The 255-nt window shown below is 72.2% G+C and carries 1 protein-coding gene; it reads right to left on the minus strand.

The window, feature by feature from the left end:
* Window positions 1-255, minus strand: a 255-nt coding sequence (locus KVS67_RS12340; protein ID WP_217565481.1) for an aldehyde dehydrogenase family protein, incomplete at both ends; no start/stop codon positions are given.

Raw genomic sequence — 255 nt, forward strand, 5'->3', positions numbered from 1 at the left:
GGCCGGACATGGACGACGATGCTGGGCCCAATGAAGAAGCCCTCGCGCGGCACGTCGTGGGTCCTCCCGTCCAGCACGAGCGTTCCACCCTCCTGCGCGGCGCCGCCCACATAGGACGTGACCCGCTCCAGCGCGTCGCGGGTGATGAGCGGGCCCATCTCGGCTACGGGCTGGTCGCCCGGACGGACGACGAGTGCCCGGGCCAGTTCCGTGACCCGGGCGCCGAACTGGTCGGCGATGTCGCCCACCACCACC

Source organism: Micrococcus sp. GbtcB5, from assembly GCF_019091605.1.
GTDB lineage: Bacteria > Actinomycetota > Actinomycetes > Actinomycetales > Micrococcaceae > Micrococcus > Micrococcus luteus.